Origin of the sequence: Pseudomonas sp. FW300-N2F2, from assembly GCF_017351655.1 — a bacterium.
Classification (GTDB): domain Bacteria; phylum Pseudomonadota; class Gammaproteobacteria; order Pseudomonadales; family Pseudomonadaceae; genus Aquipseudomonas; species Aquipseudomonas fluorescens_AA.
Genome location: NZ_JACNDQ010000001.1, coordinates 2649564 through 2675353, shown reverse-complemented (window position 1 = coordinate 2675353; position 25790 = coordinate 2649564). Strand labels below are relative to the sequence as shown.

Genomic DNA, 25790 nt, shown 5'->3' with positions numbered 1-25790 from the left:
CGTGCCGATACCAGGGACGCTCCTCATCCCTACAGGCGCCAATTACTGACAACGCGGCTGCGGGTTAGTGCCGGTTCGCAAGGCTGGGTTTGCAAGTGGGTGACAGGCGGAAGGGCCGCGCTTCAAGACGGAGGTTTTTGTGCCTTGAATGGGCTTGAAAGGCGGTTTTGTTGACGCCAGTAACGTGGCGTCAACAGGGCAAAAAATGCGGGACTAGCCGAGGGAAGCGACACGCTCAGACTGGGGCGCATGCCGCGACGTCGCCAGGCCGATAAAGGAAATGATCAGCGCCAGGCCCAAGGTCGTACTCACCTCGCTGCGGTGCTCGGGGGTGATCATCATGACCGCCAGCGCCGCCGAGATGAACACGATGACCAACCAGGTCAGCCAAGGGAACAGCCACATGCGAAAAGGCAGTTCGATGTTCTGCCGTTGCATCATTCGGCGCATGCGCAGTTGCGAGATGGCGATCACCAGGTACACCAGCAAGGCGATGGCGCCGGAGCTGGCGAGCAGGAACTGGAACAGGCCGGCGGGCATGAAGTAGCTGAACAACGTGACACCCGCGCCCAACACGGTACTGGCAATCACCGCGAACCGTGGCACGCCGGCCGAGGACGTGACCTTCAAGGCCTTTGGCGCATCGCCACGGCGCCCCAGGGAGTACAACATCCGCGAGGCGATATAGATCGAAGAGTTCATGCAACTGGCCACGGCGATCAGCACCACCATATCCACCAGGAATTTGGCGTGGGGAATGTTCATCAGCTCCAGGGCCCGCTGGTAGGAACCGACTGAAGCCAGGAGCGGATCGTTCCAGGGCACCACGGAAATGACCACGAAGATCGACAGCAGGTAGAACACACCGATACGCCAGATCACCGAACGAGTGGCCTTGGCAATGTTCTGCGCAGGGTTATCGGATTCGGCGGCGGCGATCGTTACCGCCTCTGTACCGATGAAGCTGAACATGATGGTGATGAACGCGCCCACCACCGCCGACAGGCCATTGGGGGCGAACCCGCCATGCTCCTCCATCAACCGACTCAGGCCGCTGGCCTCGCGCTCGGGAATCCAGCCCATCAGCACCGCGAAACCCAGGGAGATGAAGCCGATGATCGCCACGACCTTGGCCATGGCGAACCAGAACTCGAACTCACCGTACTTCGACACGCTGAACAGATTCGTCACGGCCAGCAGAACGATCGACACCGAGGCGAACAGCCAGGCATCGACGGCGGGAAACCATTGATTGAGTACATGACCGGCGGCCAACGCTTCGATGGGAATCACCAGCACCCAGAACCACCAGTAGAGCCAACCGATGGTGAAGCCTGCCCAGCGTCCGATGGCCTGGTCGGCATAGGTGGAGAAGGAGCCGGTGTCCGGATTGGCGACGGCCATCTCGCCCAGCATGCGCATGACCAGGACCACCAACAGCCCGGAAAACAGATAGGCCAGCATGACGGCCGGACCGGCGGCGGCGATGGCATGGCCCGATCCCACGAACAGACCCGCACCGATGATTCCGGCAATGGACAGCATGGTGACGTGACGAGGCTTGAAGCCCTGTGCCAGATGGCCGTTCGAGTCCTTGAAGCTGGGGCTGGTCATTTTTTTTATTCTCTTGTGATCGAACATTGAGACGCGCGCAGGGACAGTCGGTGTTGCTGGTTTTGCCGCCCTCCTGGAAGCGGCACCGTTTGGTTGTGTTGATCCACCCTGGGCGAACGTGCGCACTTGCGGTGAAAAGTCGCGCCACGTTACCTGCCTTCCCTCTCGAGTCAGTTACCTGAACGCGCCATCTCTGTGCCTGATTTCGCCACGTGGGGCATGGCGTTTTGCCTCTTGCCAGGCGTCTGGACCGCGGTATGCAGCTACGTCGTCGAGGGGCGGTAACGAAATAAACCCTTTAAAAACTTTACTGGGTTAAGTATTTTGCATGCCTATGCCCGGCCTGTTGCTAACCGCAAACCCTGTGGGAGCGAGCTTGCTCGCGATGGCGGTGCTCCAGTCGACTTGAACGTGGCTGATCCACCGCTATCGCGAGCAAGCTCGCTCCCACAGGGCTGGTACGCCAAGGCCTTTAACCTCTTCCTTACGACAAGGACCCTCCCGTGAGCGGACTGCGTGAACGTCAAAAAGCCGAACGCCGGCAAGCCATCAGCAAGGCGGCGGTCGAACTGTTCGAGCGCCAGGGTTTCCAGAACACCACCATCGAACAGATCGCCAGCCAGGCCGGCGTATCGGCTCCCACGGTGTTCAAGTACTTCGGCAACAAGCAGGAAATCATCCTGGAAATCCTGCACGACGCCGACCAGCGCGCGCTCACGGACACCCGCAGCCAGATGCCTGAAATCGAGGACCCGGTTGAAGCGCTGTGTTATCTGGAGCGGCTGTTGACCGGTTACGCACTGGAGGTCATGCACCCGAGCCTGTGGCGCGAGTTGCTGCCGCTGATCCTGTTTGGTGGCGATAACGGGTTGCCCGAGGGGTATCGCGCCATGAACGATGCGCTCAGGGCCGAGATCAGTGGGCTGATCAGGGAATTGCAACAGGCCGGCAAATTACGCGCCGACCTGGACGTCGACCTCGCCGCGTTCCTGTTGAACGACTATTCGCATTTACAGCTGTTCAGGCTGGTCAACCAGGAACAACCGGATATCGAGGCACACTCCACCCAGGTCCGGCGGATCACCGAATTGCTCTTCCTGGGCATGCGCGCCTGAGGGAGCCATCCACCGATACGGACCCGACGCCGCAACGCCGGGTCACGCGGATCAGCGATGGGTCTTGATGCCGATCCAGGTGCGGGTGCGAATCCGCTCCACGGCGGCCGGCACCGGCTCCAGGGCGAACAGGGTCTTGCGCGCCTCGTCCGGCACATACATGGCGGGGTTGTTGCGAATGTCGGCATTGACCAACGCCGTGGCTTCCTTGTTCGGGTTGGGGTAACCGATCTTGTTGCTGATCCGCGCGATGACATCAGGACGCAAGATGTAATTGATGAACGCGTAGGCCTCCTTGGCATGAGGGGCGTTGGTGGGGACCATCATGACGTCCGACCACATCGGCGCACCTTCCTTGGGCAGCGCCATCGCCACCTTGACCCCCTTCCCTGCGTCTTCGGCCAGTCGCTTGGCCAGGGCCACCCCACCGGACCAACCCACCCCTACGCAGATCTCGCCGTTGGCCAGGTCCATGCCATAGCGCGATGAGTTGAAGTAGGTGATGTAAGGCCGGACCTTGAGCATGGCCGCCTGCGCCTTTGCGTAGTCCTCATGTTTCTGGCTGTTGGGGTCCAGCCCTTCGTAGTGCAAGGCAATGGGCACGATCTCGTTGGCAGCGTCCAGCAGACCGACGCCACAACTGGCCAGCTTGGCCATGTTCTCTTCCTTGAAAAGGATGTCCCAGGTGTTCATTTGCACATCGGCACCCAGCACCTGGCGTACCTTGTCGACGTTGTAGCCGATCAGGGTCGTGCCCCACAGGTACGGTGCTGCATAGCGGTTGCCCGGATCGCCCACCGCCTCCAGGGACTTCATGAACTCGGGGTCCAGATGCTGCCAGTTCGGCAACTGGCTGCGGTCCAGGGGTTGGACGGCGCCGGCGGCAATCAGGTGACTGACGTTGGAGCTGCTCGGGTAGACCACGTCATATCCGGAGTTGCCGGTCAGGAGCTTGGATTCCAATGTCTCGACACTGTCGAAGACGTCGTAGATGGGACGGATGCCGGTTTCCTCTTCGAAACTCTTGAGGATTTCAGGCGGCAGGTACTCGATCCAGTTGTAGATCCGCACCGTCCGCTCTTCGGCCAGGCTCGCGCCACTGACCAGCATCGAAACGACAGCGCCCAGCAAGGTGTTGCGCAAAAGCATATTCATTATCAAACACTCCAGCGCGGCCGCGAAGGCTCGCGGCACTTAATAGCGGTAGGTGAAGTAGAGTTCCAGCGCGCTGAATTTCCGGTCGTCGCCGAAGACCTGTTTGGCCGCCGCCATGGGTTTGACCCAGTTATACGACAGCGAGGTGGACAACGACTTCGACGGTGCCCAATCCAGGAAGACTACACTCTCGTCGGCAAAGCGCCGGTCGCTGACGGCGGTGCCCATGTAGTTTTTTTCGTCGAGCCAGAACTGGTAGTGGATCGCACCGAGGGTGAGGGTTTCGTTGAGGTGGGTCTTGAGTGAGAACTGCTGGACGTTTTCGTTGCTGTTGAACATCAGGTAGTTGCCGACGACATCGCCGATCAGCCAGGTGCTCCAGTCGACGAAGCCCTTGCTCAACGGATCCCAGGCTTTCTGTCGGTTGTCCGTGAGGTTGTCGTCGCCGGAAAAACTCGCGTAGCGGTAGCCGATCACCGGGGTCAACGGCAGCGTGCTGAAGGTGTAATCCGCCTGGCCGTACCAGGCCTTGGCGTCGTAATCCACGCCTTCGCCGCTGCCCCGCTCCAGGGCATATTCGGCGTTGAGGGTCAGGTCCGGGATACCCGGGAGCCTGGCGCTCAAGGCCCTGACGTTGTACACCAGCATGCCATCGCGGCGACGCGGCAAGGTACTGCCCTTGGGCCCCATGGCCTTGACCTTCAACGCGGTGGCGCCCAGCGTCACCTGATCGTCGAGGTTATAGTCCAGGTTCACGCCGCTCATGCGAAAGTCCCCCAGGTCGCTGTCCGTCCCCAGACTGAAGCCCTGGACCTTCAATGCGCCATGGTCCCAGGCAACCACCGCCGAATCCTTGAAGGCGGTGCGGGGTGCGAGCCAATAGGCGCCGTCGTTCAACTGGTCGAGGTTGCCATCCATCACGATGAAACCGTTGCCGATCATGTAATTCTGGCGACCGCCCGTAACCGTCCACTCCCCGGCGCGGAAACCGCCATAGAACTCTTCGGTCGACACCTTGCCGTCGGAACTGCGGGTGAAGCCACCGGCATCGCCATCCCCGAAGGTGGTCGCCCCCACCAGTGAGCCGCCGGCCAGCAGGCTGAAATCCGGCTGCACGGCATACTCCAACTTGACGCCCGGCTTGACGTAGAACTCCTGCCAGTCGATTTTCGTGCCGCCATTCTTGCCGCTGCGCATGTCCACCACGCCGCCGCCAAAGTTGACGTTGCGGGTGGACAGGACCGCGCCACCGGCCGTTAAGTTGACCTCGCCCTTGAGGTTGCCCTCCTCGAAGGTGTAGCCCGCCCAGGCAGCCTGGGCGGTCAAGGGTAACCCGAGCACGAGGAACGTTCGGGACAAACGCATCATGGAAACCATATGGAGCTCCTGTTGATTATTGTTGTTACAGGGCAGTGAATGGCGGCGCAAACCCGCGCCAACACCTGGCTGAGCCGGGTGAGCGGAACGAAACTCTTGTGTTTATCGAATGAACTCAGGGCGTCAGTTGCGCCGCGATGGCACGCAGCATGCGCACGCTGTCGCCGTCGAAGGGGCTGACGGCGTCGCCCAGGGACGACTGCTTGACGATCACCACGCCGGACGGTTTGTCGATGAACAGGTATTGGCCATGGATGCCACCGGCCATGAGCGCCTGGCTGTGGTCGTTGAAGACATACCACTGGCTGCGGTAGGACGCGCCAGGGGTCCAGTTCGAAAAGTCGGCGCAGGCGGCATAGATGGCGGGGTCGGCGCCAGCGGCGATACCGGCGAGCGCCTCGGCCGAGAGCAGTTGTCGCCCCTGCTGGCGGCCATCGTTGGCCAGCAGGCGGCCGAAGCGCGCCATGTCACGCAAGGTCCCGCTGAACCCGGCACCGGCCACGCTGCGGCCCCAGGGATCCGCCAGAAAGTAGCCGTCACGTTCACAACCCAACTGGCTCCAGACCTCCTGCAGCAACTGATGACAGGCCTTGCCAGACGCCCGCTCCATGACCCAGGCCAATGCCTCGGTGGTGGCCGTCACGTAATGGAAAAAACCGCCGTGATTGCCGCGTTTTCTCAATGACGGCAAGTACTGGTACAGGGATTCGAACGTCGTGTACTGCGCCGGCGCCGGCTGGAAACCGCAGGCATAGCCGTATTGGGAACTCTCTGAATCCGGGTCCTCATAGACCTCGCTGTAATCGACGGCCACGGCCATGTCGAACAGCTGGCGCACGGTCGCATCGCCGAACGCGCTGCCCGTCAGTTCCGGTACGTAATGGGCGGCCGTCAGCGTCGGGTCCAACAGACCTTCGCAGACCAGTTGCTCGCCCAGGGCACCGATCAGCGACTTGGTCACCGAAAACATGATGTGCCGGTCCTGGGGGCACTGGCCATTGAAGTAGCGCTCGAACAGCACGGTGTCGCCCTTGAGGACCAGGAACCCATCGGTCTGGCTGGCGATCAGGTGTTCGATCACGCTGATGCTCAAGCCACACTCGCTGTCGAAGTGCAGTTCATCCAGCGGCTGGAGCGCCTGCTTGAACGCGCTGACCGGCCCGGTGCCGGCCCGCACATCGATGGAAGGACGCAAGCGCGCCAGGTTGCGGAAGCCCCATTGACTGTAGGGCGGGCTCATCCAGTTGCGCCAGGTGACGCGGCGGTGGGGTTCGGCGGGAAAGCCTTGCATGAGCGAAGGCGCCAGGCGTGCGTCAGAAGGCGATTCGTGAGTCTCGACGTAGAGACTGGCCAGTGAAGGCACGGTGTTCTGATTCATTGGGTTGCCCCTGCGAAATGACTCTGCGTGAAAGCAGATGCAGGAGAATAATTACCCGATGTAATTTTTTAGTCAATAAAACTTTTTATCGACATTGCTTGCCAATCTGGGTCCCGTGACCACCCTGCTCGTGGGAGCAAGCCTCGCTCTCACCGTCGGCCCAGTCCTAAGCAAATAACTTAAAGTTATTTATTATCATTTTTTTAGATCATTTAGATTAAGCCTTAAGCCCAAAGGCTTCCCGCGGTGATGCCATCAAGGAACGTTGGCACTCACCCACCTTCCGTCACGGCAATCTCATTAACGGGCCACCGTCATGCAGCTTCTAACGCTACCTCCCTCCCCCGGCCTGGCCACCTCGATTCGTGCCACGGCCCAGGTCTTCGAAGACCCCACCTCCCGCGCCTTGCTGGAACACCTGCAACAAGTAGCGCCCAGTGATGCCAGCGTGTTGATCATCGGCCAGACCGGCACCGGCAAGGAACTGGTGGCGCGCCACGTGCACAACCTCAGCGCCCGTCGCCACAAGCCGTTCGTTGCGGTCAACTGCGGGGCGTTTTCCGAGACCCTGGTGGAGGCCGAGTTGTTCGGCCATGAAAAAGGCGCCTTTACCGGCGCGTTGACGGCCAAGGCCGGCTGGTTCGAGGAAGCGGATGGCGGTACCCTGTTCCTCGATGAAATCGGTGATTTGCCGCTGCCGATACAGGTCAAGTTGCTCCGGGTATTGCAAGAGCGCGAAGTGGTTCGACTGGGTTCGCGCAAGAGCATCAAGATCGATGTGCGTGTATTGGCGGCCACCAACGTACAGCTGGAAAAAGCCATCAATGCCGGGCACTTTCGCGAAGACCTCTATTACCGCCTGAACGTGGTCAGCCTGGCGCTCAAGCCGCTGCGCGAACGTCCCGGCGACATCCTGCCGTTGATACGCCACTTCATCGCGCAGTACAGCCACAGGCTCGGTCACGGCGAGGTGACGCTGGATGCCCAGGCGCAACGCAAGTTGCTCGACTATTCCTGGCCGGGGAATATCCGCGAACTGGAAAACGTCATTCACCACACGCTGCTGATTTGCCGCAGCAAAGTGATTGGTGTGCAGGACCTGCACCTGTCGAACTTTCGTATCGAGCGCCAGGACAACCCACCGCAAGCAGCCCCTCAAAGTGCAGAGGAGCTCTTGCAGAAAGCCTTCGAGAAACTGCTCGAGCAGGAGCATGGCGATGTGTATGAAAAGGTCGAGGCCGAGTTGTTACGCACCGCCTACCGATACGCCAATTGCAATCAGGTCCATACCGCCAGCCTGCTGGGCCTGAGTCGCAATGTCACCCGCACGTTGCTGATCAGGATTGGCGAACTGGTGGTTAACAAACGCCGTCCCACGCTCAGTACGCGGGACGGCCAGGTGGTCAATCTTTCAACCTGATCGCGCCCCGACGCTCAAGGGCTCCTCAGCCCTCGCCCCGGCCCGCGCGCCCAGGTAGAAGTCCTGGAGATCGCTGCGGGCCGCCAGTTGTTCGGCGCTGCCTTCGCTGACCACCCGACCGCTTTCCAGCACGTAGCCATGGTGGGCGTAACGCAGGGCGACATTGATGTTCTGCTCGGCGATCAAGAAGCTCACACCATCACGCTGATTGAGTTGCCGGACGATCTCGAAGATTTCCTCGACGATCTGCGGCGCCAACCCCATCGACGGTTCGTCCAGCAAGACCAGTTGCGGCCTGGCCATCAGCGCGCGGCCTATCGCGATCATCTGTTGCTCGCCGCCCGAGGTGTAGCCGGCCAGGCTTTTGCGCCGCAGTTTCAGCCGGGGGAAATGGCCATAGACCAATTCCAGGTCAGCCAGCAACTGGCGTCGCGGCACCTGGCGCGCCAGGGCGCCGGCCAGCAGGTTTTCCTCCACGGTCAACTGGGCAAAGCAATGCCGACCTTCCAGCACTTGCACCAGGCCGCTCGCCGCCAAGGTGTGAGGCGCGCTGCGGGTCACGTCGCGCCCCTGGTAGACAATCCGACCCCGCACCACCTCGCCCCGTTCGGCGCGCACCAGGTTGGAGGCCGCCTTCAGCGTGGTGCTTTTACCCGCGCCGTTGGCGCCCAGCAGCACCACGACCTGCCCTTTTTTTACCTCCAGCGACACACTGCGCACCGCCAGGATGGTCTGTTCGTAGAGCACTTCAATATCGTCGATCTGCAGGATCGGCACGTTCGTCGCCATGCTGTTTCGCCTTTTCAGACAGCGACCGGACGCGTACGCCCGGTTGCCGCGATGCCTCAGGATTCCTTGCTGCAATCACGCGGGGTAATGCCTTTTTCCCGGGCGTACTGATGCGAAGACGCTTCGATGATCGGCCGCAACAGGGCGCGGTCGGCCTGCACCCAGTCACTGATCAGCTTCCATTGGGTACCGTCCCATTGCTGGAAACGCACCGCACCGCCGCCTTCATGGTCCGAGCATGACAACTGCAACGGCTGCACCAGGCCCAACGCCCCCAGTTCCTTGAGCCGGGCGTCGTCGAGCTTGAGGTTCTCGAAGCCCCAACGCACCTGCTCACCCGTCAGGGGTTGCTTGCCGAATTTCTGCTGGGCAATGCGCAGCGCTTCTACGTTGAGGATGCCGTTGACCACGCCGAGGTTGTAGTACACGGTGCCGAACCGCTTGGGGTCGGCCAGGTCGCCATGGCCGGCGTCGACCACTTGCTGCTTGATGCCCTGCAACACCGGGAAATCAGTACCTGAAGGGTGCGTGGTGATGGCGATGAAGCCCTTGGCCGCGGCACCGGCCGGCGCGGCGTCATCTTCGGAGTTGCTCCAGATGTTGCCGATGATGTGGTCGGCCGGGAAACCGACTTTCTGCGCGGTTTTCAGCGCCACCGGGTTCATCACCCCCCAACCGCGCAGAATCACCCAATCGGGTTTTTCCCGGCGGATATTCAGCCACTGCGACTGCTGCTCGTTGCCTGGGTGCGGCACCTCCAGCAAAGTCAGCGCAAAACCGTATTTGTCGGCCAGGGTTTGCAGGACCTCATTGGTTTCCTTGCCATAGGGCGAACCGTGATACAGGGTGACGATCTTCAGGCCCTTGAGCTTGTCCAACCCGCCGGCGCGCTGGCCGATGTAATTGATGATCGCCGAGACCTCGGAATACGGGTTCAACTGCAACGGGAAAACGTAGGGGAACACGCTGCCATCGGTGGAATCCGTGCGCCCGTGGTTGATGGTGATCAGCGGCAGTTTGTCGGCCGTCGAGCGCTCCAGCGTGGCGTAGGCGATGCCCACCGACAGCGGGTTGGTGGCAGCCGCCGGCGCGCCGTTCAAGCCTTTCTTCAGGCGTTCGTAGCACTCCACGCCTTTTTCGACCACGTACTCGGTCTCGCATTCACTCCAGGTCAGCTTGACGCCGTTCACGCCGCCATTGGCGTTGACGTACTTGAGGTAGTCGATGAAGCCGCCGAAAAAACCGGTGCCGCCGGCTGCATAAGGGCCGACACGATAGCTTTGCAGCGGGAAGTATTGCTCGTTGTCCGCCTGGACGGTGAACGCCGCGGCGGTGAGGCTCAGGGCCAGTGCCAGGCTGCTGGCGAATGATCGTTTGAACATCGAATTTTCCTTGTATGAAGCCATGGATAAGCCAACAAAATGGAACTGCAAACCCGCGTTGTGCGGTTCGCTCAGTAGCGCAACGGCCACAGCCGTGCGCGCTGGCGAAATCTCTGCCAGAGGCGCGCAAGGCCCTCTGGCTCCTTGATCAGGAACAGGATGATCAGGGCGCCGAATATCATCTTCTGCAGGTTCTCCACCTGGCCGGCGTCCACCAGCCCGCCGGGCAGCAGCGACACCAGGTTCGAAAGCAACACCGGAAACAGCACGATGAAAGCCGCACCGAGGAAGTTGCCCAGCAGGCTGCCGAGGCCGCCGATAATGATGATGAACAGGATCTGGAACGAGCGGTTCAGATCGAAGCCGTGGGGCTCCACGGTGCCCAGGTAAGCGAAGGCCCAGAGCGCGCCGGCCACCCCGAGGAAAAAACCGCTGATGGCGAACGCCAGCAGCTTGGTTTTCGCCAACGCAATTCCGATGACCGCAGCGGCGGTGTCCATGTCGCGCACCGCCATCCAGTTGCGTCCCAGCTCACTGCGCACCAGGTTCTTGCCCAGCCAGAACAGCGCTACCACCACACTCAGGGTCAACAGATAGCGGCCGGCCGGTGCGTCGAGGTTCACCCCGAATACGTCCAGGCGCGGCGCACTGATCACGCCCGAGGCACTGTTGTTGGAAAACCAGCTGAACCGGGTCAACGCCCAGGTCACGAAGAACTGTGCCGCCAGGGTCGAGACCAGCAGGTAGAAGCCTTTGATGCGCAGGCTCGGCAAGCCGAACAGCACCGCCACCAGCGCTGCCGTCAACCCGCCCAGGGCGATACTGACCAACAACGGCAAGCCGGCGACCCGTATTTCAAGGTTGTAGGTGGCGAAGGCGCCCACCGCCATGAACGCCGCCGAACCGAGGGACAGTTGCCCGGCATAACCGGTGAGCAAATTGAGCCCCAACCCGGCCAGGGACAGCACCAGGAACGGAATCAGGATCGCGCTGAACCAGTAGTCATTGCCCAGCCAGGGCACCACGACAAAGGCGAACAGCAACAATGCGGCCAGCCCGTGACGGTCCTGGCGCAGGGCGAAGGCCCGGCGGTCCTGGGCATAGCGGGTGTTGAACTGGCCTGCTTCTCGATAAAACATGAGTGTTCTCCCTAAACCCGTTCGATGGCCCGTTCGCCAAACAACCCCGCCGGACGCACCAGCAGAAACAACAACGCCAGCACGTAGGGAAACCAGTTCTCGATGCCACTGCCGATGAAGGGCCCGAGGTAAACCTCAGCCAGCTTCTCCGAAGCCCCGATGATCAGGCCACCGACAATCGCCCCACTGATGGAGGTGAACCCACCGATGATCAGCACCGGCAAGGCCTTGAGCACCACCAGCGAGAGCGAGAACTGCACGCCCAGGCGAGCGCCCCAGAGCAGGCCGGCGACCAGCCCGACAAACCCCGCCACCGCCCACACCACCACCCAGACCCGCTGCAAACGAATGCCCACGGCCAACGCCGCCAGTGGGTCATCGGCCACCGCCCGCAACGACAATCCGAGCCGGGTCTTGTTGAACAGCCAGGACAACAGCAGCACCAGGAACGCCGCGGTCAATGCGGCAAAAATGTCGAACTGCGACAACAACATCCCGCCCAATTCCAGCGGCTCATCGCTGATACCCAGTTCCAGGCCATGCACCTGGGCGCCCCACAGTGCCTGGGCGAAACCTTCGATGACGTAGGACAGCCCGAGGGTGGCCATGAACAGCGTAATCGGCGAACGGTTGACCAAGGGCCGCAGCACCACCCGCTCCACCGCCACGGCAATCAGCACCATGGCCGCCAGGCTGATGACGAACGCCAGCCAGAACGGCACACCGCGCTCCAGCAGGCTGACGAAGGTCAGCGCCGAGAACAGCACCATCGCACCCTGGGCAAAATTGAACACCCCGGAGGCCTTGTAGATCAGCACGAAACCGATGGCCACCAAGGCATACATCACCCCCGCCAACAACCCGCCAATCAATACTTCAAAGAAAAATTCCATCGCCGCTCCTATTCTGCGGACGCAACTTGCCTGCCCTCCCTGGTGGGAAGGTGTCGAATATCCGGTATCAGTGGCGAGTGCCCAGGTAGGCCGAAATGACCTCGGGGTTCTGCCGTACGTCTTCAGGCGAGCCGTCGCCGATCTTGCGACCGTAATCGAGCACCACCACGTGGTCGCTGATGTCCATGACCACGCCGATATCGTGCTCGATCAACACCACCGTCGTGCCCAGCTCACGGTTGATGTCGACGATAAAGCGGCTCATCTGCTGCTTCTCGTCGGCGTTCATCCCGGCCATGGGCTCGTCCAGCAGCAACAGCCGAGGCTCCGCCGCCAGCGCGCGGGCCAACTCCACCCGTTTCTGCAAGCCATAGGGCAGCGTGCCCACCAGGACGTCGCGCCAAGGCTGCAAATGCAGGAATGCGATGACACGCTCGGCCGCTTCGCGCTGACGGTCATCCTCGGCCCGGGCGCGACCGATGCGCAGTGCCTGTTCGATCCAGGTGCTGCGGCGCTTGAGGTTGCGTCCGGTGAGCACGTTGTCGAGCACGCTCATGCCCTTGAACAGCGCGATGTTCTGAAATGTCCGGGCAATGCCGCGGACCGCCACATCGTGGGGGCGCATCCGGCGCCGCTCCTGTCGATCAAAACGGATATGCCCGTCCTGGGCCTGGTACACGCCGCTGATGACGTTCAGCAGCGAACTCTTGCCGGCGCCGTTGGGGCCGATCAAGGCGCAGATCTCACCGGCGGCGACGCGAAAGCTGATGTCCGTGACTGCTTTCACGCCTTTGAATGACAGCGAAATATGGTCCAGTTCCAGCAAATGCGTGATGGCCGTCTGGGTCATGGGGCGTCTCCTCTCAGGCCAGTTGCGACTGGAGACCCGTCCAGTCATCGGTGGTGTGCTGCACCAGGTTCGGCGGCGCTTGCCAGTGAGCCCCGTCGTCCCACTGGCGAACCTCGATACCCAATGCCTGGAAAAATGCCTGGGTTTCGGGCGGCAAGGCATCGCCCACCAGCAGCGGCGCGCGGGTCCGGGAAAACCCCAGCACGTCGCGCAACGGCCGGCGAACCAGCCAGTTCCCCAGATGCCGTTGCAGCAGCCCCGGCTGCGCTGCCAACGCCCAATCCACCAGCCCGCGCGACCAACTGCCCGGCTCCGGCAAACGTTCCAGCGCATAGCGGTGCAAACGCTCGTAGGTTTCCCGCGTCCCGGCCACCAGCGTCGGGCCCAGCTCGCGACGATCGCGATCACGGGTCGCCAGGTTCTCAGGAAAGTTCAGGCGAAAACCGGCCATCAACCAGGGCGCCAGCAGATAGCGAGCTTGCCCGCCCGAGGCGAACGCCCGGGCGGCCAATGCCTCTTCCTGCCGGCCCAGCCCTTCGCGCGCCAACAACCGCTGCCCCTCCTGCAACAGTTCGGCGTGGCTGACGCGTTGCTCCTCCATCGTCCGTCCACTTCCGCGATAAAAAACAAAGGCCGTCTGCAGCACTTGTCCTTGCGGGGCCAGGTCAACGATTGGCCGCTCGGCAGCCAACGCGGCGTAGTCCAGTGCTTGCGCAAATGGCGCCGAATCCGACAGTCCACGCTTGTCGAGGTAGACCCACACCCCCACGGCCACCTGCGCCGCACGCAGACGCAGCATTTCTTCCACGCCTTCGACCAGGACGAAATCCGGTTGCAGCGTGGCGAGCCGTTGCACCTGTTCGGCCGCCGTCTCCAGCGGGTCGAACAGACTCGCCACGCCGCCCAGCCATTGCGCGGCCAAGGCGGCAAGCAGCGCCTGCGGCCTGGGTCGACTGATGATCGTCAGGGTCGCGCCCGCCGCAAAACCGCGGGCTTGCAGGGCACTGGCGAAACGGCGCACCTCGTCGGCTACGTGCGCCCAGGTCCGCTCCTGCCAGACACCCAGGTGCTTGTGGCGCAGCGCGACGTCCGTGCCATGCTCCAGCGCCTGGCGCTGCAACCACTGGGGCAAGCTGGCCGGGACCGGGTCGAGGGTGTCGGTGAACGAGCCCATGCTGCCTCCCGCGCCTAAGCGACCGCCGCCGTTTGGGCTGCCGCTTTGCGTTGCTCGAGCTCACGCACCAGCGGCAGGACCTTACGGCCGAAATACTCGACTTCTTCCTGGAAGTGCAGGAAACCGGCGAGCACCAGATCCACGCCTACCGCCTTGAGCGCGACGATGCGTTCGGCGATCTGCTGCGGCGTGCCGATCAGGTTGGTCTTGAAGCCATCGTTGTATTGCACCAGGTCCTCGAAGCTGGACTTGGCCCAATTGCCCTCGCCTTCCGGGCTGGACTTGCCGGCCTGCTTCGCCGCATCGCCGAAGGCATTGACGGCTTCAGGATCGGCCTGGTCGATGATCTGGGCGAGGACCGCACGCGCCTCTTCTTCCGTGTCGCGGGCAATGACAAAGGCGTTAACACCGACCTTGACCTTGTGGTTGTTGGCCGCGGCTTTCGCCTGGAGGTCATCGATCTGCGCCTTGACGCCTTCCACGGTATTGCCGTTGGTGAAGTACCAGTCCGATACCCGGGCGGCCATGTCCCGAGCCGCACGTGAACTGCCGCCCTGGAAGATCTCCGGGTGCTGCTGCAGTGGTTTTGGCTTGAGGGTGTAGTCGTGGAAGCGGTAGAAATCACCGCGCAGGGTGAAGTTGTCGGTGGTCCAGATGCCCTTGAGGGCAGTGATGAATTCTTCGGAACGACGATAGCGCTCATCGTGCTCCAGCCACGGCTCGCCAATGGCCGTGAACTCGCCCTTGAACCAGCCCGATACGATGTTGACCGCCACCCGGCCGCCGGTCAGGTGGTCGATGGTTGCGATCTGCTTGGCCAACACCGACGGCGTCCACGGCCCCGGCAGTACCGCGGCGATGACTTTCAGGCGCGTGGTGGCGGCCAGCAAGGCATGACTGAACGCGACGGACTCGTGCTGGTATTCAGCACCGTAGCCGGCGGTAAAGCGCACTTGCGACAGGGCGTAGTCGAAGCCGGCCGCTTCAGCGATCTGGGCCAGCTTGCGGTTGTAGTCGATGCCCCAGTCGGTGCGTTGTTCGATTTTGCTGACCACCAGACCGCCACTGACGTTGGGCACCCAGTAGGCAAATTTGATCGTGTCCTGGCTCATTGCATGTACTCCACGGCTCGTTTTGAAAGGAAAAATGGATCAGGCAGCACTGGCGTCACGCCGGGCGCCCGGAACCAGGCTCAGCAACGCCGACTCGACGGCGCGCTCGATACGCTCCAGCACCTGTGCACTGGAGATCCGGTATTGGCTGAAATCGGTTTCGCTGGCATAGACCCCCACTGGCAGGCTGAGGGCCTGGAAGAAGCCGAACAGGGGTCGCAACTGGTGGTCGATCATCAAGGCATGGCGATCCGAGCCACCTGTCGCGGCCAACAGCACCGGTACGTTCTTGAGGGCTTCGTGATGAACGAAATCGAACAGGTGCTTGAACAGGCCGGTGTACGAGGCTCGGTACACCGGGCTGGCGGCGATCAACAGATCGGCCGATTCAATGGCGTGCAGATCCTCCTGCACGGCAGCCGGCAACGCCTCGCGACGCAACACCCCGGCGAACTGTGGACCGACCTTGGCCAATTCGATCAAGCGCACCTCGATCGGCAGTTGCTGCCCGAGCCGGTCCACCAACGCCTGGAGCAGTGCCAGGGTGCGTGACGGGTGCTGCACGCTGCCTGACACCGCCACCACTTTGAATTGCTTGCTCATCGCTTACCCCATGCCTGGAGACGCCACCTCAGCGTCTGCACAAGGTGTAGAGCAGCAACCGTGCCAGTTAAATATTTCCTTAATAATCAATGAATTAAATGACACTCCCAATCACTGCACTGTCGCCCGACGGACAAGCTGTTGTTCCACTGTTGCCTGGCGAACACCTGGCCCGTCGATGTCCGTTGCGGCAACTGTTGCCCGGCACACAGTTGCGCAACAGATTGTCCGGGGCCAGGACAGCCCTTGCGCTGATGAACGCCGTATGGACCCCGCATTTACGGGCGTTGGGCCTCGGGCATGGACTGTGCAATGGCTTTTGGCACCGGCAGATTTTTCCCCTGCCCGCCGACTCGCCACCAAGAAGGAATATCAACATGACCGCACAGCAACACCACCTGCCGCCGATCCTTTCCACGGGCACCGACTATGAGCCCCTTGCCGAACGCTTCCGGCCGATCTTTGCACGCATCCAGGCCGGCGCCCTGGAGCGTGAGCAAACACGCAGCCTGCCCTTTGAACAGGTGAAATGGCTGAAGGAAGCCGGCTTTGGCGCCGTCCGCGTACCGGTAGAATATGGCGGCGCCGGGGCCTCGCTGCCGCAGCTGTTGCAATTGCTGATCGAACTGGCTGAAGCCGACTCCAACCTGCCCCAGGCCTTGCGCGGGCACTTCGCATTCGTCGAGGACCGCCTCAACGCCCACGCCAGTAGCCCACAGGACACCTGGTTCAAGCGCTTTGTCGAGGGTGAGTTGGTGGGCAATGCCTGGACGGAAGTCGGCGCGGTGAAAATCGGCGAAGTCGTCACCCGGGTTGCCCGCCAGGGTGATCAGTGGGTCGTCAACGGCACCAAGTACTACAGCACCGGCAGTATCTTCGCCGACTGGATCGACGTGTATGCCCAACGCGACGACAACGGCGCCGACGTGATTGCCGCCGTCCGCGTACACCAACCGGGCGTCAAGCAAAGCGATGACTGGGACGGTTTTGGCCAACGCACCACCGGCAGCGGGACATCGCTGTTCGAGAACGCATTGGTCGAAGCAGAAAACCTCATCGACTTCTCTACCCGCTTCAAATACCAGACCGCGTTTTATCAACTGGTGTTGCTGGCCGTGCTGACCGGCGCCGGCCGCGCGGCGGTTCATGACATCACCGAGCAAGTGCGCAAACGCACGCGGGTCTTCAGCACCGGTAATGCCAGCGAAGTGAGCCAGGACGTGCAAGTGCAACAAGTGGTCGGCAGGGCATCGGCCCAGGTCTATGCCGCCGAAGCCACCACCCTGCGCGCCGCGAGCGCCTCCCAGCGCGCTTACGAAAGTCGCTTCAGCCAGGACGCCGAGGCCGAGCACACCGCCAACATCGCCGCCGAACTGGAGTCGGCCCAGGCCCAGGTGGTGATTTCCGACCTGGTGTTGCGCGCCACCAGCGACCTGTTCAATGCCCTCGGTGCTTCGGCCACCAGCACCAGCAAGGCCCTCGACCGTCACTGGCGCAATGCCCGCACCGCGGCCTCGCACAATCCGCTGATCTACAAGGAGCGCATCATTGGTGATTGGGAAATCAACGGTACGGAACCGCCGTATGTCTGGCAGATTGGCGGGGGCTCGAAGCAGCTTTGAGCAGGTTTGCTCGCGATGGCGGTGGTTCAGCTACATGGATGTTGGGCTGGCTGGCCTCATCGCGAGCAAGCTCGCTCCCACAGGGGGGCTGGGTTGAACATGGGGTTCGTGTCCACTGGAGATTGAGTGTGGGAGCGAGCAGGCTCGCGATAGCGGTGGTTCAGCTGCATGGATGTCGGGCTGGCTGGCCTCATCGCGAGCAAGCTCGCTCCCACAGGGGTTCTGGGTTAGACATGGGTTTCGTGTCCACTGGAGATCGAGTGTGGGAGCGAGCTGGCTCGCGATGGCGGTGGTTCATCTGCATGGATGTCGGGCTGGCTGGCCTCATCGCGAGCAAGCTCGCTCCCACAGGGGGTCTGGGTTAGACATGGGTTCCGTGTCCACTGGAGATCGAGTGTGGGAGCGAGCCTGCTCGCGATGGCGGTGGTTCAGTTACATGGATGCCTGTTCCTTACGCCACACATTCGACGTAGTGGGATTCCCCACCTCCAGTCGCACCCGACAACCAACCCCATACGAAGCTCAACGTCGTACGCCCTGCTTGATCGACACTCACCGTCCCACGAGACCAGCCGGAAAGAATCTCACCCTCCGTAGTCAAGCATTGGAAGAGAAGCTCAATGGTATCGGGACCCGTTACACGTCCGACCTGATTGCCCAGGCGAATCCGGCCGCCTTGGTAAGTGCTCGAAATGGCACCGTCCTCGACGTGGTAATGAAATACCGTGCCTGCGCCAGAGAGTCCTTGGGCGTTGTCCGCCACCGTAAACCGGCGATTGTGCAAACGATCGCTGATTGGAGAAAAGGGAGTTTCCATGAATGTCGCGTCCTCTAGTCGAGATATTCCATTGCGGCCGTCGATGACCCTGAATCATTTTTGTCGCCACTGGTAAAGCCCCCCGGGCAAGTACCGAGTCACAGGGCAAACTGCCTACCTCTGCACAAAGCCGATAGGAACTCATCCCAGACGATCAAAACACTGGCATCATGCCTTTTTCCTTGCACTCATGGAGTGACTGTGACGAATCTAAGTGCCGCCCCTGAGTTTGCACCCGCCTCCACTTTATCGCCCTACCGCTTCTTTCCCCGGCTCGGGATGTTTGTGCTGGCCACTGTGGTCGTCTTCCTGGCCGCGATACCCGAGGTCCTTTTCGTACCCGCGGACATGCAGGCCTATCTGATGTTCACGACCACCTCGGGGCTCACCGCGCTCGTCCTCCTCGGCCTCTTCGCCCTGCAATACCGTGCCGATTCGCGCCCGCAGTGGCGCGGTCATGCCATTGGCAAACCCCTGCGGTGGGGGGCGGTCGGCATTGTCGGGACCTACCTGCTTTTCGGGGTCGCCGTCTTCGTGCTCGGGTTGCCCCGTGAGGTGTTCATGGCCGAGCTTCTGGACGGGCTCAACCGTTGGCAGGCCGCGATCAAGATTGCGTCGCTGATCGTGCTGCCGCCCATCGCTGAAGAGCTGTTCTTCCGCCATTACATGTTCCGGCTGTTTCCCTACGAGAACAGCCGTGCCTGGACATGGATCGCGATCATCGTGACGTCGGCCGTCTTCGCCGGCATGCACATCCAATACGGAAATTGGATGACGATCGTGCTGATCTTCGCCTGTGGAGGCGTGTTCGCCATCGCCAGGGTGGTCAGCGGTGGCCTGCTGGTGCCGGTGCTCCTGCATTCGCTGACCGAGATTGTCGCACTGAGCGCTGACCAGTCTTTCTCGCTGATGGGGCTTTACGGTTGAGCCAGCGGTGCCAAGCCAGTGGCCCTCCATGGCTTCACGGCGCCTGAACCTCGACGGGTGGCAGAAGAATCTCGCCCATCTGCGGGTAGTGCATGGTCAGGACCGCCCACCTCAGCCCCTCCACGCCCGGCACGGTGCCGGATGCCTTGGACGAATGCTCGACGTAGCCGGCATATTCTTCGATGTAGCGGAGATGCTTTTCCCAGCGCGCCTGATCAAAGTTCACGCCAAAGATGATGACACTGCCCGTTGCCACCTTTTCCGCCTGGGCTTTCAAGCGGGTCATGTACCAATAGTCCTTGGCCGCGCTTTCAAACATCTTGCCCTGGTTGGCATTGGCGAAAGGTGTCTTGAGTTCAATGAAGTGAAAGCGCTTTTCATCCTGGTCGCGAATCCACAAATCGCATTGCTTGGAAGCAATGTCCATCAGCGACCACCGCTGATCGAGCTTCACTTTGTACTCGACGCCAACATCCGCCAGTTCGCGGTCGGGGCCACGAAGCCCACGGGCGTGGATCAGCCAGAAATAAAACTCGAACTTCAACCAGCCCTCGAAACCGTTGGCCAGGGCACTGATGGATGACGGCAGGTATTTGCGGTCCTCTTCCCACGATTGCATGAATGCACAGAATGCTGAAGCGACGTTTGGGATGCCGGGCATGGGTTACTTCCTTGTATTGGCCAAAAGACCGTAGGCATAGTGCCACCACTCTGCTGATGGCTACAATGCCAAGCTATGATTGGCAAACGTCAGCACCCCAAACAAGGTCAGCAATGAACACTCACACCGCATGCCTCGGACTGCTTGCCTTGACGCTCCCCTTCCTGTGCGAGCCCGTCCAGGCCTCGACGTGGCAGATCTGCCAGATGGAGCTGCGTATCGTCGAGGTCCAGAAACAACCCTACCCGCAACTTCAGGCGCAGATCGTGAAAGCCAGGCCGAAATCCGCCTCGGTGGAGTGCCCCGCGCAAGGCTCACTGTTGACCTTCACCCCGGAAACCCCGGACTACCAAGCCACGCTCCCCCGCCGGCAATGGCCCGGCAAAGGGCAGTCGGTACGGGTGGACTACCGCTACCTGGACGGCATCTGTAAAGGCGACGGTAATTCGCATCCGTGCCGTATCAAGCACTACCCCCTGATGGGTCGATAGGCGGGCAGCCGGAGAAGGCGGCAGTTCTCGAATCAGTGAAGTCACTGATGGCCTCATCGCGAGAAAGCTCGTCCCACAAAAGGGACTTGCGCAACTCCCTGTGGGAGCGAGCTTGCTCGCGATAACGTCCGCACATCCAACCTCAATGCAACTCAAGCCAACAGCGCACTGATCCACCGGACCTGCCGGGCAATGTCTTGCAGCTTCTCCTCGGGCACGGCTTGCCGCGCCTTGGCGAAGCTGGCGAGGGTCTTTTGTTTCTGGCGCAGCAGGCGTTGCCACTTGGCCAGGAAGGTCGGGGTTCGCGCTTGCATCTGCAGCGGGCCGAAGTACAGCTCCTCGGCGGTGTACGTCACTGGCCCGACGCGCTCGGCGACGATGATCTCGTAGTAGAAGCGGTTTTCCCGCAGCACTTCCTAGCAAAGGATGCAGTAGCCGTTTTCCATCAGCCATTGACGCAGCGGTTGTTCGCCACCGTTGGGTTGCAGAATCAGCCGCTCGTGCCCGCTCAGCCGTGCTTTGCCGCTGTCAAGGATGTCGCGGATCGTCTCGCCGCCCATGCCGCAGAGGCTGATCGCGGTGATCCCGTCTTCCGGCTCGATTGCCGCCAGGCCGTTGGCCAGACGCACACTGATCCTCTGCTCCAGGCCATTCTCGCCCACGGTGCGTTCGGCGGCGCGCAACGGCGTCAACGCCACCTCGCCGGCCACCGCTGCCGCAATGACGCCACGGCGCAACAAGGCCACCGGCAGGTAAGCGTGATCCGAGCCGATATCGGCCAGGTGCGCACCTGCCGGCATATGCGCCGCCACGCGTTCCAGGCGCATGGACAATGTCTGTTCGTTCAACTGCAGTTCCCTGGGTTAATCGTAGAACGGCTCGACCGCCGTCCGACTGCCGACAAAGAAGCTGTCCGCGACCAACCGCAGTGGCTGCAGGTCCATGTCGCTGGCATTGTCGTTGATCAGTTGCTGAAAATGTCGATACACCGCGGCGTACTCGCCTTCCTCGGAGACGGCCTGGCGCACGCCGTCGATGCTCAACAGCGCGCCGCCATTGTCCAGGCGCAGGACGCCTTCGGCGCAGCGAATCTCGATGCTCCAGAGCTCGTCATGGCCATGGTCGAAATCGAATTCCGCACGAATATCGAGGTGGCGCGCGTCGGCCATCTTGATGCTGGCGGCAATCGGCGACTGGCAGTTGTCCGGCACACGCAACTCGGCGGACTTCACGAACAACGGCAGCGCCAACAGATGAGTCGCAATCGACAACGCGTTGATGCCGGGATCGAAGACCCCCAGGCCGCCGGGTTGCCAGATCCACGCCTGGCCGGGATGCCACTTGCGCACGTCTTCTTTCCAATCGATCTGCACGCTGTGCAAGGTGCGACTGGCCAGCCAGTCACGGGCGGCTGCGATGCCTGGGGCGTAACGGGAATGCCAGGCGAACAGGCCGCTGACGCCTTGCTCGCGAACCTGCTCCACCAAGGCCATGGCTTCACCCAACGTGGCGCACGGCGGCTTTTCCACCAGAACGTGCTTACCGGCCGCCAGCGCCTGTTGCACCAGGGCGAATCGACCTTGCGGCGGTGTGCAAAACGCAATCGCATCAACGTGCGGGCCGTTTTCGAGCAGCTCGCCCAGGGATCGGAAGTTCTCCACCCCGGCGCAGGGCTGCCCTTGCGTGGCGACCGCCACCAGTTGGAACGCGGGGGTGGCGAGGATGGCTGGAACGTGTTGATCCTGGGCAATCTTGCCGTAGCCCACCAGGCCGAGACGAATCGGTTGCATCGATGACTCCTGATTTTTTGTACTTGTGATCGGCCAGCAAACTAGACGCAAATCGCCTGGCGGACAATGGGGGCCGCACAGTATCTACCTGATTGCCCAGCCCGGCGCCGCAAAGGCATCAGCTACGCCGCTGTTCACGGACACTCGTCACGACGTTGGTCACCCGGCCGTAGAAGGGCTCCAGCCGCTCACGTGGCGCATCGTGCTCCACCACCAGGGCGGCGACCTCCTCACAAGAAACCACCTGATAATGAGCAACGCTGGACAGCTTTTCATTGGTCACCGCGGTAATCACTTGCCCACTCGCCGCCACCACTGCGCGCTTGAACTCTGCGTCCTCCAGGCCGAATGCCGTGACCCCATTGTCTGGATCGATGGCGCAGGCACCCAGAAAACACACGTCAAAACTGAACTGGCGCAGTTGCTCCACCGCCGTCAGCCCGATCACACCACCGGCGATTGGATTCAAGCGCCCTCCCAGAAGAATGACTTCGGCACGGGGCAATTTCATCAACTGCACCGCAATCAACGGCGAATTGGTGGAGAGGGTCAACTGAAGGCTCGGATCGATGGCGCCAGCAATCGCCAGGTTGGTCGACCCGGCATCGATGAACACGTGCTGGCCCGCGCGCAGCAATGCAGCGGCCGCTTGGCCGAGGCTGCCCTTGCGTACCGGGTCTTTACGCACGCGTACATCCAGCGACCCTTCGGCAGCCGGCACAAGTATCGCGCCGCCATAAACACGCTTGCATAACCCCGCCGCTGCCAATACCCCCAGGTCACGCCGGATCGAGTGTTCGGACACATTGAATTCGCTGGCCAGGTCCGCCGCGATCACCCGGCCATACCGGGCGAGACGCTGGCTGATCAATTGCTGGCGTTCACCGGGGAACGCTTCGTGGGGAGAAGTCATGAGATACAACCTGCATAAACGAGCACTAATGATCATCAACGAGCAGATAGTGCCGGTTATGCAGCGAAGCGTCAAACCCGCTCATTCCAGCGAGCGCCTGCACGATAAACGGTCAAGCGCTCCCTGGGACATTCGTGCCCATGCCCACTGGCAGGAAGGGTCGAATTTCTTCGATCTCCTCGGCACTGAGGCGCAACTGCGCGCCGGCAATCAGCCCGTCGACCTGCCCGCGGCGACGGGCTCCGACGATGGCACCGGTCACCACCGGCTTGCGCAGCACCCAAGCGATGGCGACTGCCGCCGCACTGACCCCGTGCCGTTCGCCAATACCGGCCAAGACCTCGACCAGCGCCAGGTTCGCGCTCAAGCGAGGCTCCTGGAAGTCGGCGCTTCGCGCCTTGCGCCAATCGTCGTCGGGCAATTGGGCGATACGTTCGCGCGTCATGCTGCCGGAAAGCAGCCCCGACTGAAGGGTGGAATAGGCCAAGACCCCCATTCCCGCCTGCTCGCAAAATGGCAGGACGTCTTGCTCGATGTCCCGCATCAAGGCGGAATAAGGCGGCTGAAGTGAAACGATCTCGGTCACCGCCTGGGCCCGCTCGAGTTGCGCGACATCGAAATTGGAGACGCCGATGGCGCGAATTTTCCCCTGTTCGCGGGCGGTGGCCAACGCCGAAAGCGCCTTCTCGAGCCCTTCACTGCTGCCGTCGGCAGGAAAGGCCGGCCAGTGAATCTGATAAAGGTCGATGGTTTCGACTTGCAGTCGGCGCAAGCTTGCCTCGACCTCGGCGAGCAACGATCGAGGCGCCAGCGAGTGTGAGATCGCCTTGGTGACCGGGTCCCAGACCAGACTGCCCTTGGTGAACACCAACGGGCGCTGCGAAGCCGGCAGCCGCCGCAACAGCTGCCCGACCAGTTGCTCGGCATGGCCCAAACCATAAACCGCCGCCGTATCGATCCAGTTCACCCCGCGTTCAACGGCATATTCAAGGGCACCGAGGCTGTCCTCGTCGTCCTGTGCACCCCAGCTGTATTCCCAGCCGGTGCCAGCAATGGCCCAGGTTCCCAGGCCAATGGGCGAAATCAGCAAGTCCGATGATCCAAGACGATTCTTTTGCATAGCGAGTTCTCCACAGATGATGTGGGCAGTATCCGCGAGGGATCTCATGACGATAAGATGGGTAATCTTATTTGAACTACTGAACTGTATTCATGAGTCAGCACCCTGATCTTTCCGAACTGGATGCCTTTGCCGCCGTCGCTCGCCATCGCAGCTTTCGCAAGGCCGCCGACGAGCGTGGAGTTTCAGCCTCGGCATTGAGCCACGCCATGCGAGCCCTGGAAGCACGCCTGGGTGTCAGGCTACTCAACCGCACCACGCGCAGCGTTACCCCGACCGAGGCCGGCCACCAGCTATTGGCAACACTGGCCCCTACCCTGCAGCAGGTTGCCGAAGCCTTGGCCCAGTTGACCTCGCTGCAGGACGTGCCCGCCGGCAAGCTTCGCCTCAACGTGGCGCGTCCGGCGGCGCGTGCAGTATTTGCGAAGGTGCTCGCGCCGTTCGTGGCCAGGTATCCCCGCATTCAACTGGACCTGGTCAGCGATGATGGCTTGACCGATATCGTCAACGGCGGCTTTGACGCCGGCGTGCGCTTTGGCGAAAGCCTGGCCGGCGACATGATCGCCGTCCCTGTCGGCCCCCCTCAATCGTTCGTGACCGTAGCCGCGCCAACCTACCTGGCCACGAAGGGAATCGCCCAGGCTCCACGGGACTTGCTCGAGCATGCCTGCATCGCCCGGCGTTTTCCCAGCGGCAAACTCTACGCTTGGGAGTATCAGGCAGAGGGACAACCGATCCGTTTGTCCGTCACCGGCCCGCTCATTCTTGAAGACGATGCGCTGATGATCCAGGCGGCGAAAGATGGCGCCGGGATTGCCTACGTCTACGAGGAGCTGGCGCGTGACGACATCCGCAATGGGCATCTCACGGAGCTGCTCGCGCAATGGAAAGCGCCACCAAGCCGGTTTTTTCTCTATTACCCCAGCCGACGCCATGTGCCACCGGCCCTGAAAGCGCTCATCGAGTTCATCCGGGCGCACGATTGGCCAGCCTGAAACCGGCAGGCAAAAAAAAGCCCCGCGACCGAGGACGGTGCGGGGCAAGGGAATTGGTTGGTTGCGGCCAACCAAAGGAGCACGGTGAAAAGCATTTACGGGCCGGTCAGATGCATTCCTGTGCGGCGCGTTCGAAACTCGAAGGCAGGAGGTTGGAGGCCAGCAAGTGCCGCTCGTAGATGAATACCTTGCCACCGTCGCCGGCCTTGTAGGCTTCCAGCACGTTGTCCGCCGAGACTTTGCTCGGCACCACGATGCGGTAGCTGCGCTGGGTCTGCGAGACCACCGGGTTCAAGGCATTGCCCTGCAATTTCGGTACGACGCATTCGGCGTATTGAGCCGGCGTCTTGCTGGTCTGCAAGGTCAGGGTCGGATCGTTCGGTGCCGAGGCACAACCGGCCAGCAACAATGGGGAAAACGCCAGGGGAAGCAAAAATAAACGGCGCATGGGTC

The 25790-nt window shown here is 61.7% G+C and carries 24 protein-coding genes and 1 pseudogene; 6 read left to right on the top strand and 19 right to left on the bottom strand.

What is annotated here, in order from left to right; all coding sequences use genetic code 11:
* Positions 1–213: 213 nt before the first annotated feature.
* Positions 214–1614 (bottom strand): GABA permease, encoded by a 1401-nt coding sequence (gabP, locus tag J4E63_RS11690; protein ID WP_207282050.1) that lies wholly within the window; start codon positions 1612–1614, stop codon positions 214–216.
* Positions 1615–2117: 503 nt separating this feature from the next.
* Between gabP and J4E63_RS11685 the strand changes: the two genes are divergently transcribed.
* Positions 2118–2729, top strand: coding sequence for a TetR/AcrR family transcriptional regulator (locus J4E63_RS11685; protein ID WP_060742654.1), 612 nt, complete (start codon positions 2118–2120; stop codon positions 2727–2729).
* A gap of 51 nt (positions 2730–2780) precedes the next feature.
* Here J4E63_RS11685 and J4E63_RS11680 read toward each other — a convergent pair whose 3' ends face one another.
* The 3 genes from J4E63_RS11680 to J4E63_RS11670 form a co-directional block, all read right to left on the bottom strand.
* Complete coding sequence (locus tag J4E63_RS11680) at positions 2781–3884, bottom strand: polyamine ABC transporter substrate-binding protein (RefSeq protein ID WP_207282049.1); 1104 nt, start codon at positions 3882–3884, stop codon at positions 2781–2783.
* Between the two features lie 39 nt (positions 3885–3923).
* Complete coding sequence (locus J4E63_RS11675) at positions 3924–5261, bottom strand: alginate export family protein (RefSeq protein ID WP_207282048.1); 1338 nt, start codon at positions 5259–5261, stop codon at positions 3924–3926.
* Positions 5262–5376: 115 nt separating this feature from the next.
* Positions 5377–6639, bottom strand: coding sequence for a serine hydrolase (locus J4E63_RS11670; RefSeq protein WP_207282047.1), 1263 nt, complete (start codon positions 6637–6639; stop codon positions 5377–5379).
* A 316-nt stretch (positions 6640–6955) separates the two neighbouring features.
* On the opposite strand from J4E63_RS11670, the gene J4E63_RS11665 reads away from it, so the two are divergent.
* A complete protein-coding gene (locus J4E63_RS11665; RefSeq protein WP_060742658.1) occupies positions 6956–8059 on the top strand; it encodes a sigma-54-dependent Fis family transcriptional regulator in 1104 nt (367 codons plus the stop codon).
* Here J4E63_RS11665 and J4E63_RS11660 read toward each other — a convergent pair.
* From J4E63_RS11660 to msuE, 8 genes are all read right to left on the bottom strand, one after another.
* A complete protein-coding gene (locus tag J4E63_RS11660) occupies positions 8051–8848 on the bottom strand; it encodes an ABC transporter ATP-binding protein (protein ID WP_207282046.1) in 798 nt (265 codons plus the stop codon). The genes J4E63_RS11665 and J4E63_RS11660 overlap by 9 nt on opposite strands.
* Before the next feature lie 56 nt (positions 8849–8904).
* Entirely contained in the window at positions 8905–10230 is a 1326-nt protein-coding gene (locus J4E63_RS11655) for an ABC transporter substrate-binding protein (protein ID WP_060742660.1), read from the bottom strand.
* Positions 10231–10301: 71 nt separating this feature from the next.
* Positions 10302–11369 (bottom strand): branched-chain amino acid ABC transporter permease, encoded by a 1068-nt coding sequence (locus J4E63_RS11650; RefSeq protein ID WP_207282045.1) that lies wholly within the window; start codon positions 11367–11369, stop codon positions 10302–10304.
* Positions 11370–11380: 11 nt separating this feature from the next.
* Entirely contained in the window at positions 11381–12262 is an 882-nt protein-coding gene (locus tag J4E63_RS11645; protein ID WP_122565586.1) for a branched-chain amino acid ABC transporter permease, read from the bottom strand.
* A 67-nt stretch (positions 12263–12329) separates the two neighbouring features.
* Positions 12330–13112, bottom strand: coding sequence for an ABC transporter ATP-binding protein (locus tag J4E63_RS11640; RefSeq protein ID WP_072410120.1), 783 nt, complete (start codon positions 13110–13112; stop codon positions 12330–12332).
* A gap of 13 nt (positions 13113–13125) precedes the next feature.
* A complete protein-coding gene (locus tag J4E63_RS11635; RefSeq protein ID WP_207282044.1) occupies positions 13126–14286 on the bottom strand; it encodes an AMP-binding protein in 1161 nt (386 codons plus the stop codon).
* A gap of 14 nt (positions 14287–14300) precedes the next feature.
* Positions 14301–15398, bottom strand: coding sequence for a dimethylsulfone monooxygenase SfnG (gene sfnG, locus J4E63_RS11630; protein ID WP_192260786.1), 1098 nt, complete (start codon positions 15396–15398; stop codon positions 14301–14303).
* 39 nt (positions 15399–15437) lie between these two features.
* Positions 15438–16001 (bottom strand): FMN reductase, encoded by a 564-nt coding sequence (msuE, locus tag J4E63_RS11625; protein ID WP_092326263.1) that lies wholly within the window; start codon positions 15999–16001, stop codon positions 15438–15440.
* Positions 16002–16378: 377 nt separating this feature from the next.
* On the opposite strand from msuE, the gene J4E63_RS11620 reads away from it, so the two are divergent.
* Positions 16379–17623, top strand: a complete 1245-nt coding sequence (locus tag J4E63_RS11620; protein ID WP_207282043.1) for an acyl-CoA dehydrogenase family protein — start codon at positions 16379–16381, stop codon at positions 17621–17623.
* Positions 17624–18074: 451 nt separating this feature from the next.
* Here the strand turns inward: J4E63_RS11620 and J4E63_RS30880 are convergent, their stop codons facing one another.
* Positions 18075–18440 (bottom strand): hypothetical protein, encoded by a 366-nt coding sequence (locus J4E63_RS30880; protein ID WP_259333719.1) that lies wholly within the window; start codon positions 18438–18440, stop codon positions 18075–18077.
* Between the two features lie 201 nt (positions 18441–18641).
* Here J4E63_RS30880 and J4E63_RS11615 point away from each other — a divergent pair, with 201 nt between their 5' ends.
* Positions 18642–19367: a type II CAAX endopeptidase family protein gene (locus J4E63_RS11615; protein WP_310650704.1), complete on the top strand. Its 726-nt coding sequence runs from the start codon at positions 18642–18644 to the stop codon at positions 19365–19367.
* A gap of 34 nt (positions 19368–19401) precedes the next feature.
* Here J4E63_RS11615 and J4E63_RS11610 read toward each other — a convergent pair whose 3' ends face one another.
* Positions 19402–20028: a hypothetical protein gene (locus tag J4E63_RS11610; protein WP_207282042.1), complete on the bottom strand. Its 627-nt coding sequence runs from the start codon at positions 20026–20028 to the stop codon at positions 19402–19404.
* Positions 20029–20141: 113 nt separating this feature from the next.
* Between J4E63_RS11610 and J4E63_RS11605 the strand changes: the two genes are divergently transcribed.
* Positions 20142–20519 (top strand): hypothetical protein, encoded by a 378-nt coding sequence (locus J4E63_RS11605; protein WP_207282041.1) that lies wholly within the window; start codon positions 20142–20144, stop codon positions 20517–20519.
* 152 nt (positions 20520–20671) lie between these two features.
* Here the strand turns inward: J4E63_RS11605 and J4E63_RS11600 are convergent.
* From J4E63_RS11600 to J4E63_RS11585, 4 genes and pseudogenes are all read right to left on the bottom strand, one after another.
* A pseudogene (locus J4E63_RS11600) lies at positions 20672–21367 on the bottom strand (tRNA (adenine(22)-N(1))-methyltransferase).
* Positions 21368–21382: 15 nt separating this feature from the next.
* Positions 21383–22309 carry a Gfo/Idh/MocA family protein gene (locus J4E63_RS11595; RefSeq protein WP_207282040.1) on the bottom strand — a complete coding sequence of 309 codons (927 nt, stop codon included), beginning with the start codon at positions 22307–22309 and terminating at the stop codon, positions 21383–21385.
* Between the two features lie 118 nt (positions 22310–22427).
* Positions 22428–23222, bottom strand: coding sequence for a DeoR/GlpR family DNA-binding transcription regulator (locus tag J4E63_RS11590; RefSeq protein ID WP_207282039.1), 795 nt, complete (start codon positions 23220–23222; stop codon positions 22428–22430).
* Positions 23223–23334: 112 nt separating this feature from the next.
* The gene (locus J4E63_RS11585; protein WP_207282038.1) at positions 23335–24342 is read right to left on the bottom strand and encodes an aldo/keto reductase; all 1008 of its coding nucleotides are present in this window, start codon (positions 24340–24342) and stop codon (positions 23335–23337) included.
* 92 nt (positions 24343–24434) lie between these two features.
* On the opposite strand from J4E63_RS11585, the gene J4E63_RS11580 reads away from it, so the two are divergent.
* Positions 24435–25337, top strand: a complete 903-nt coding sequence (locus J4E63_RS11580) for a LysR family transcriptional regulator (protein ID WP_207282037.1) — start codon at positions 24435–24437, stop codon at positions 25335–25337.
* A gap of 106 nt (positions 25338–25443) precedes the next feature.
* Here J4E63_RS11580 and J4E63_RS11575 read toward each other — a convergent pair whose 3' ends face one another.
* Positions 25444–25785, bottom strand: a complete 342-nt coding sequence (locus tag J4E63_RS11575; protein ID WP_092204573.1) for a hypothetical protein — start codon at positions 25783–25785, stop codon at positions 25444–25446.
* Positions 25786–25790: the final 5 nt, after the last annotated feature.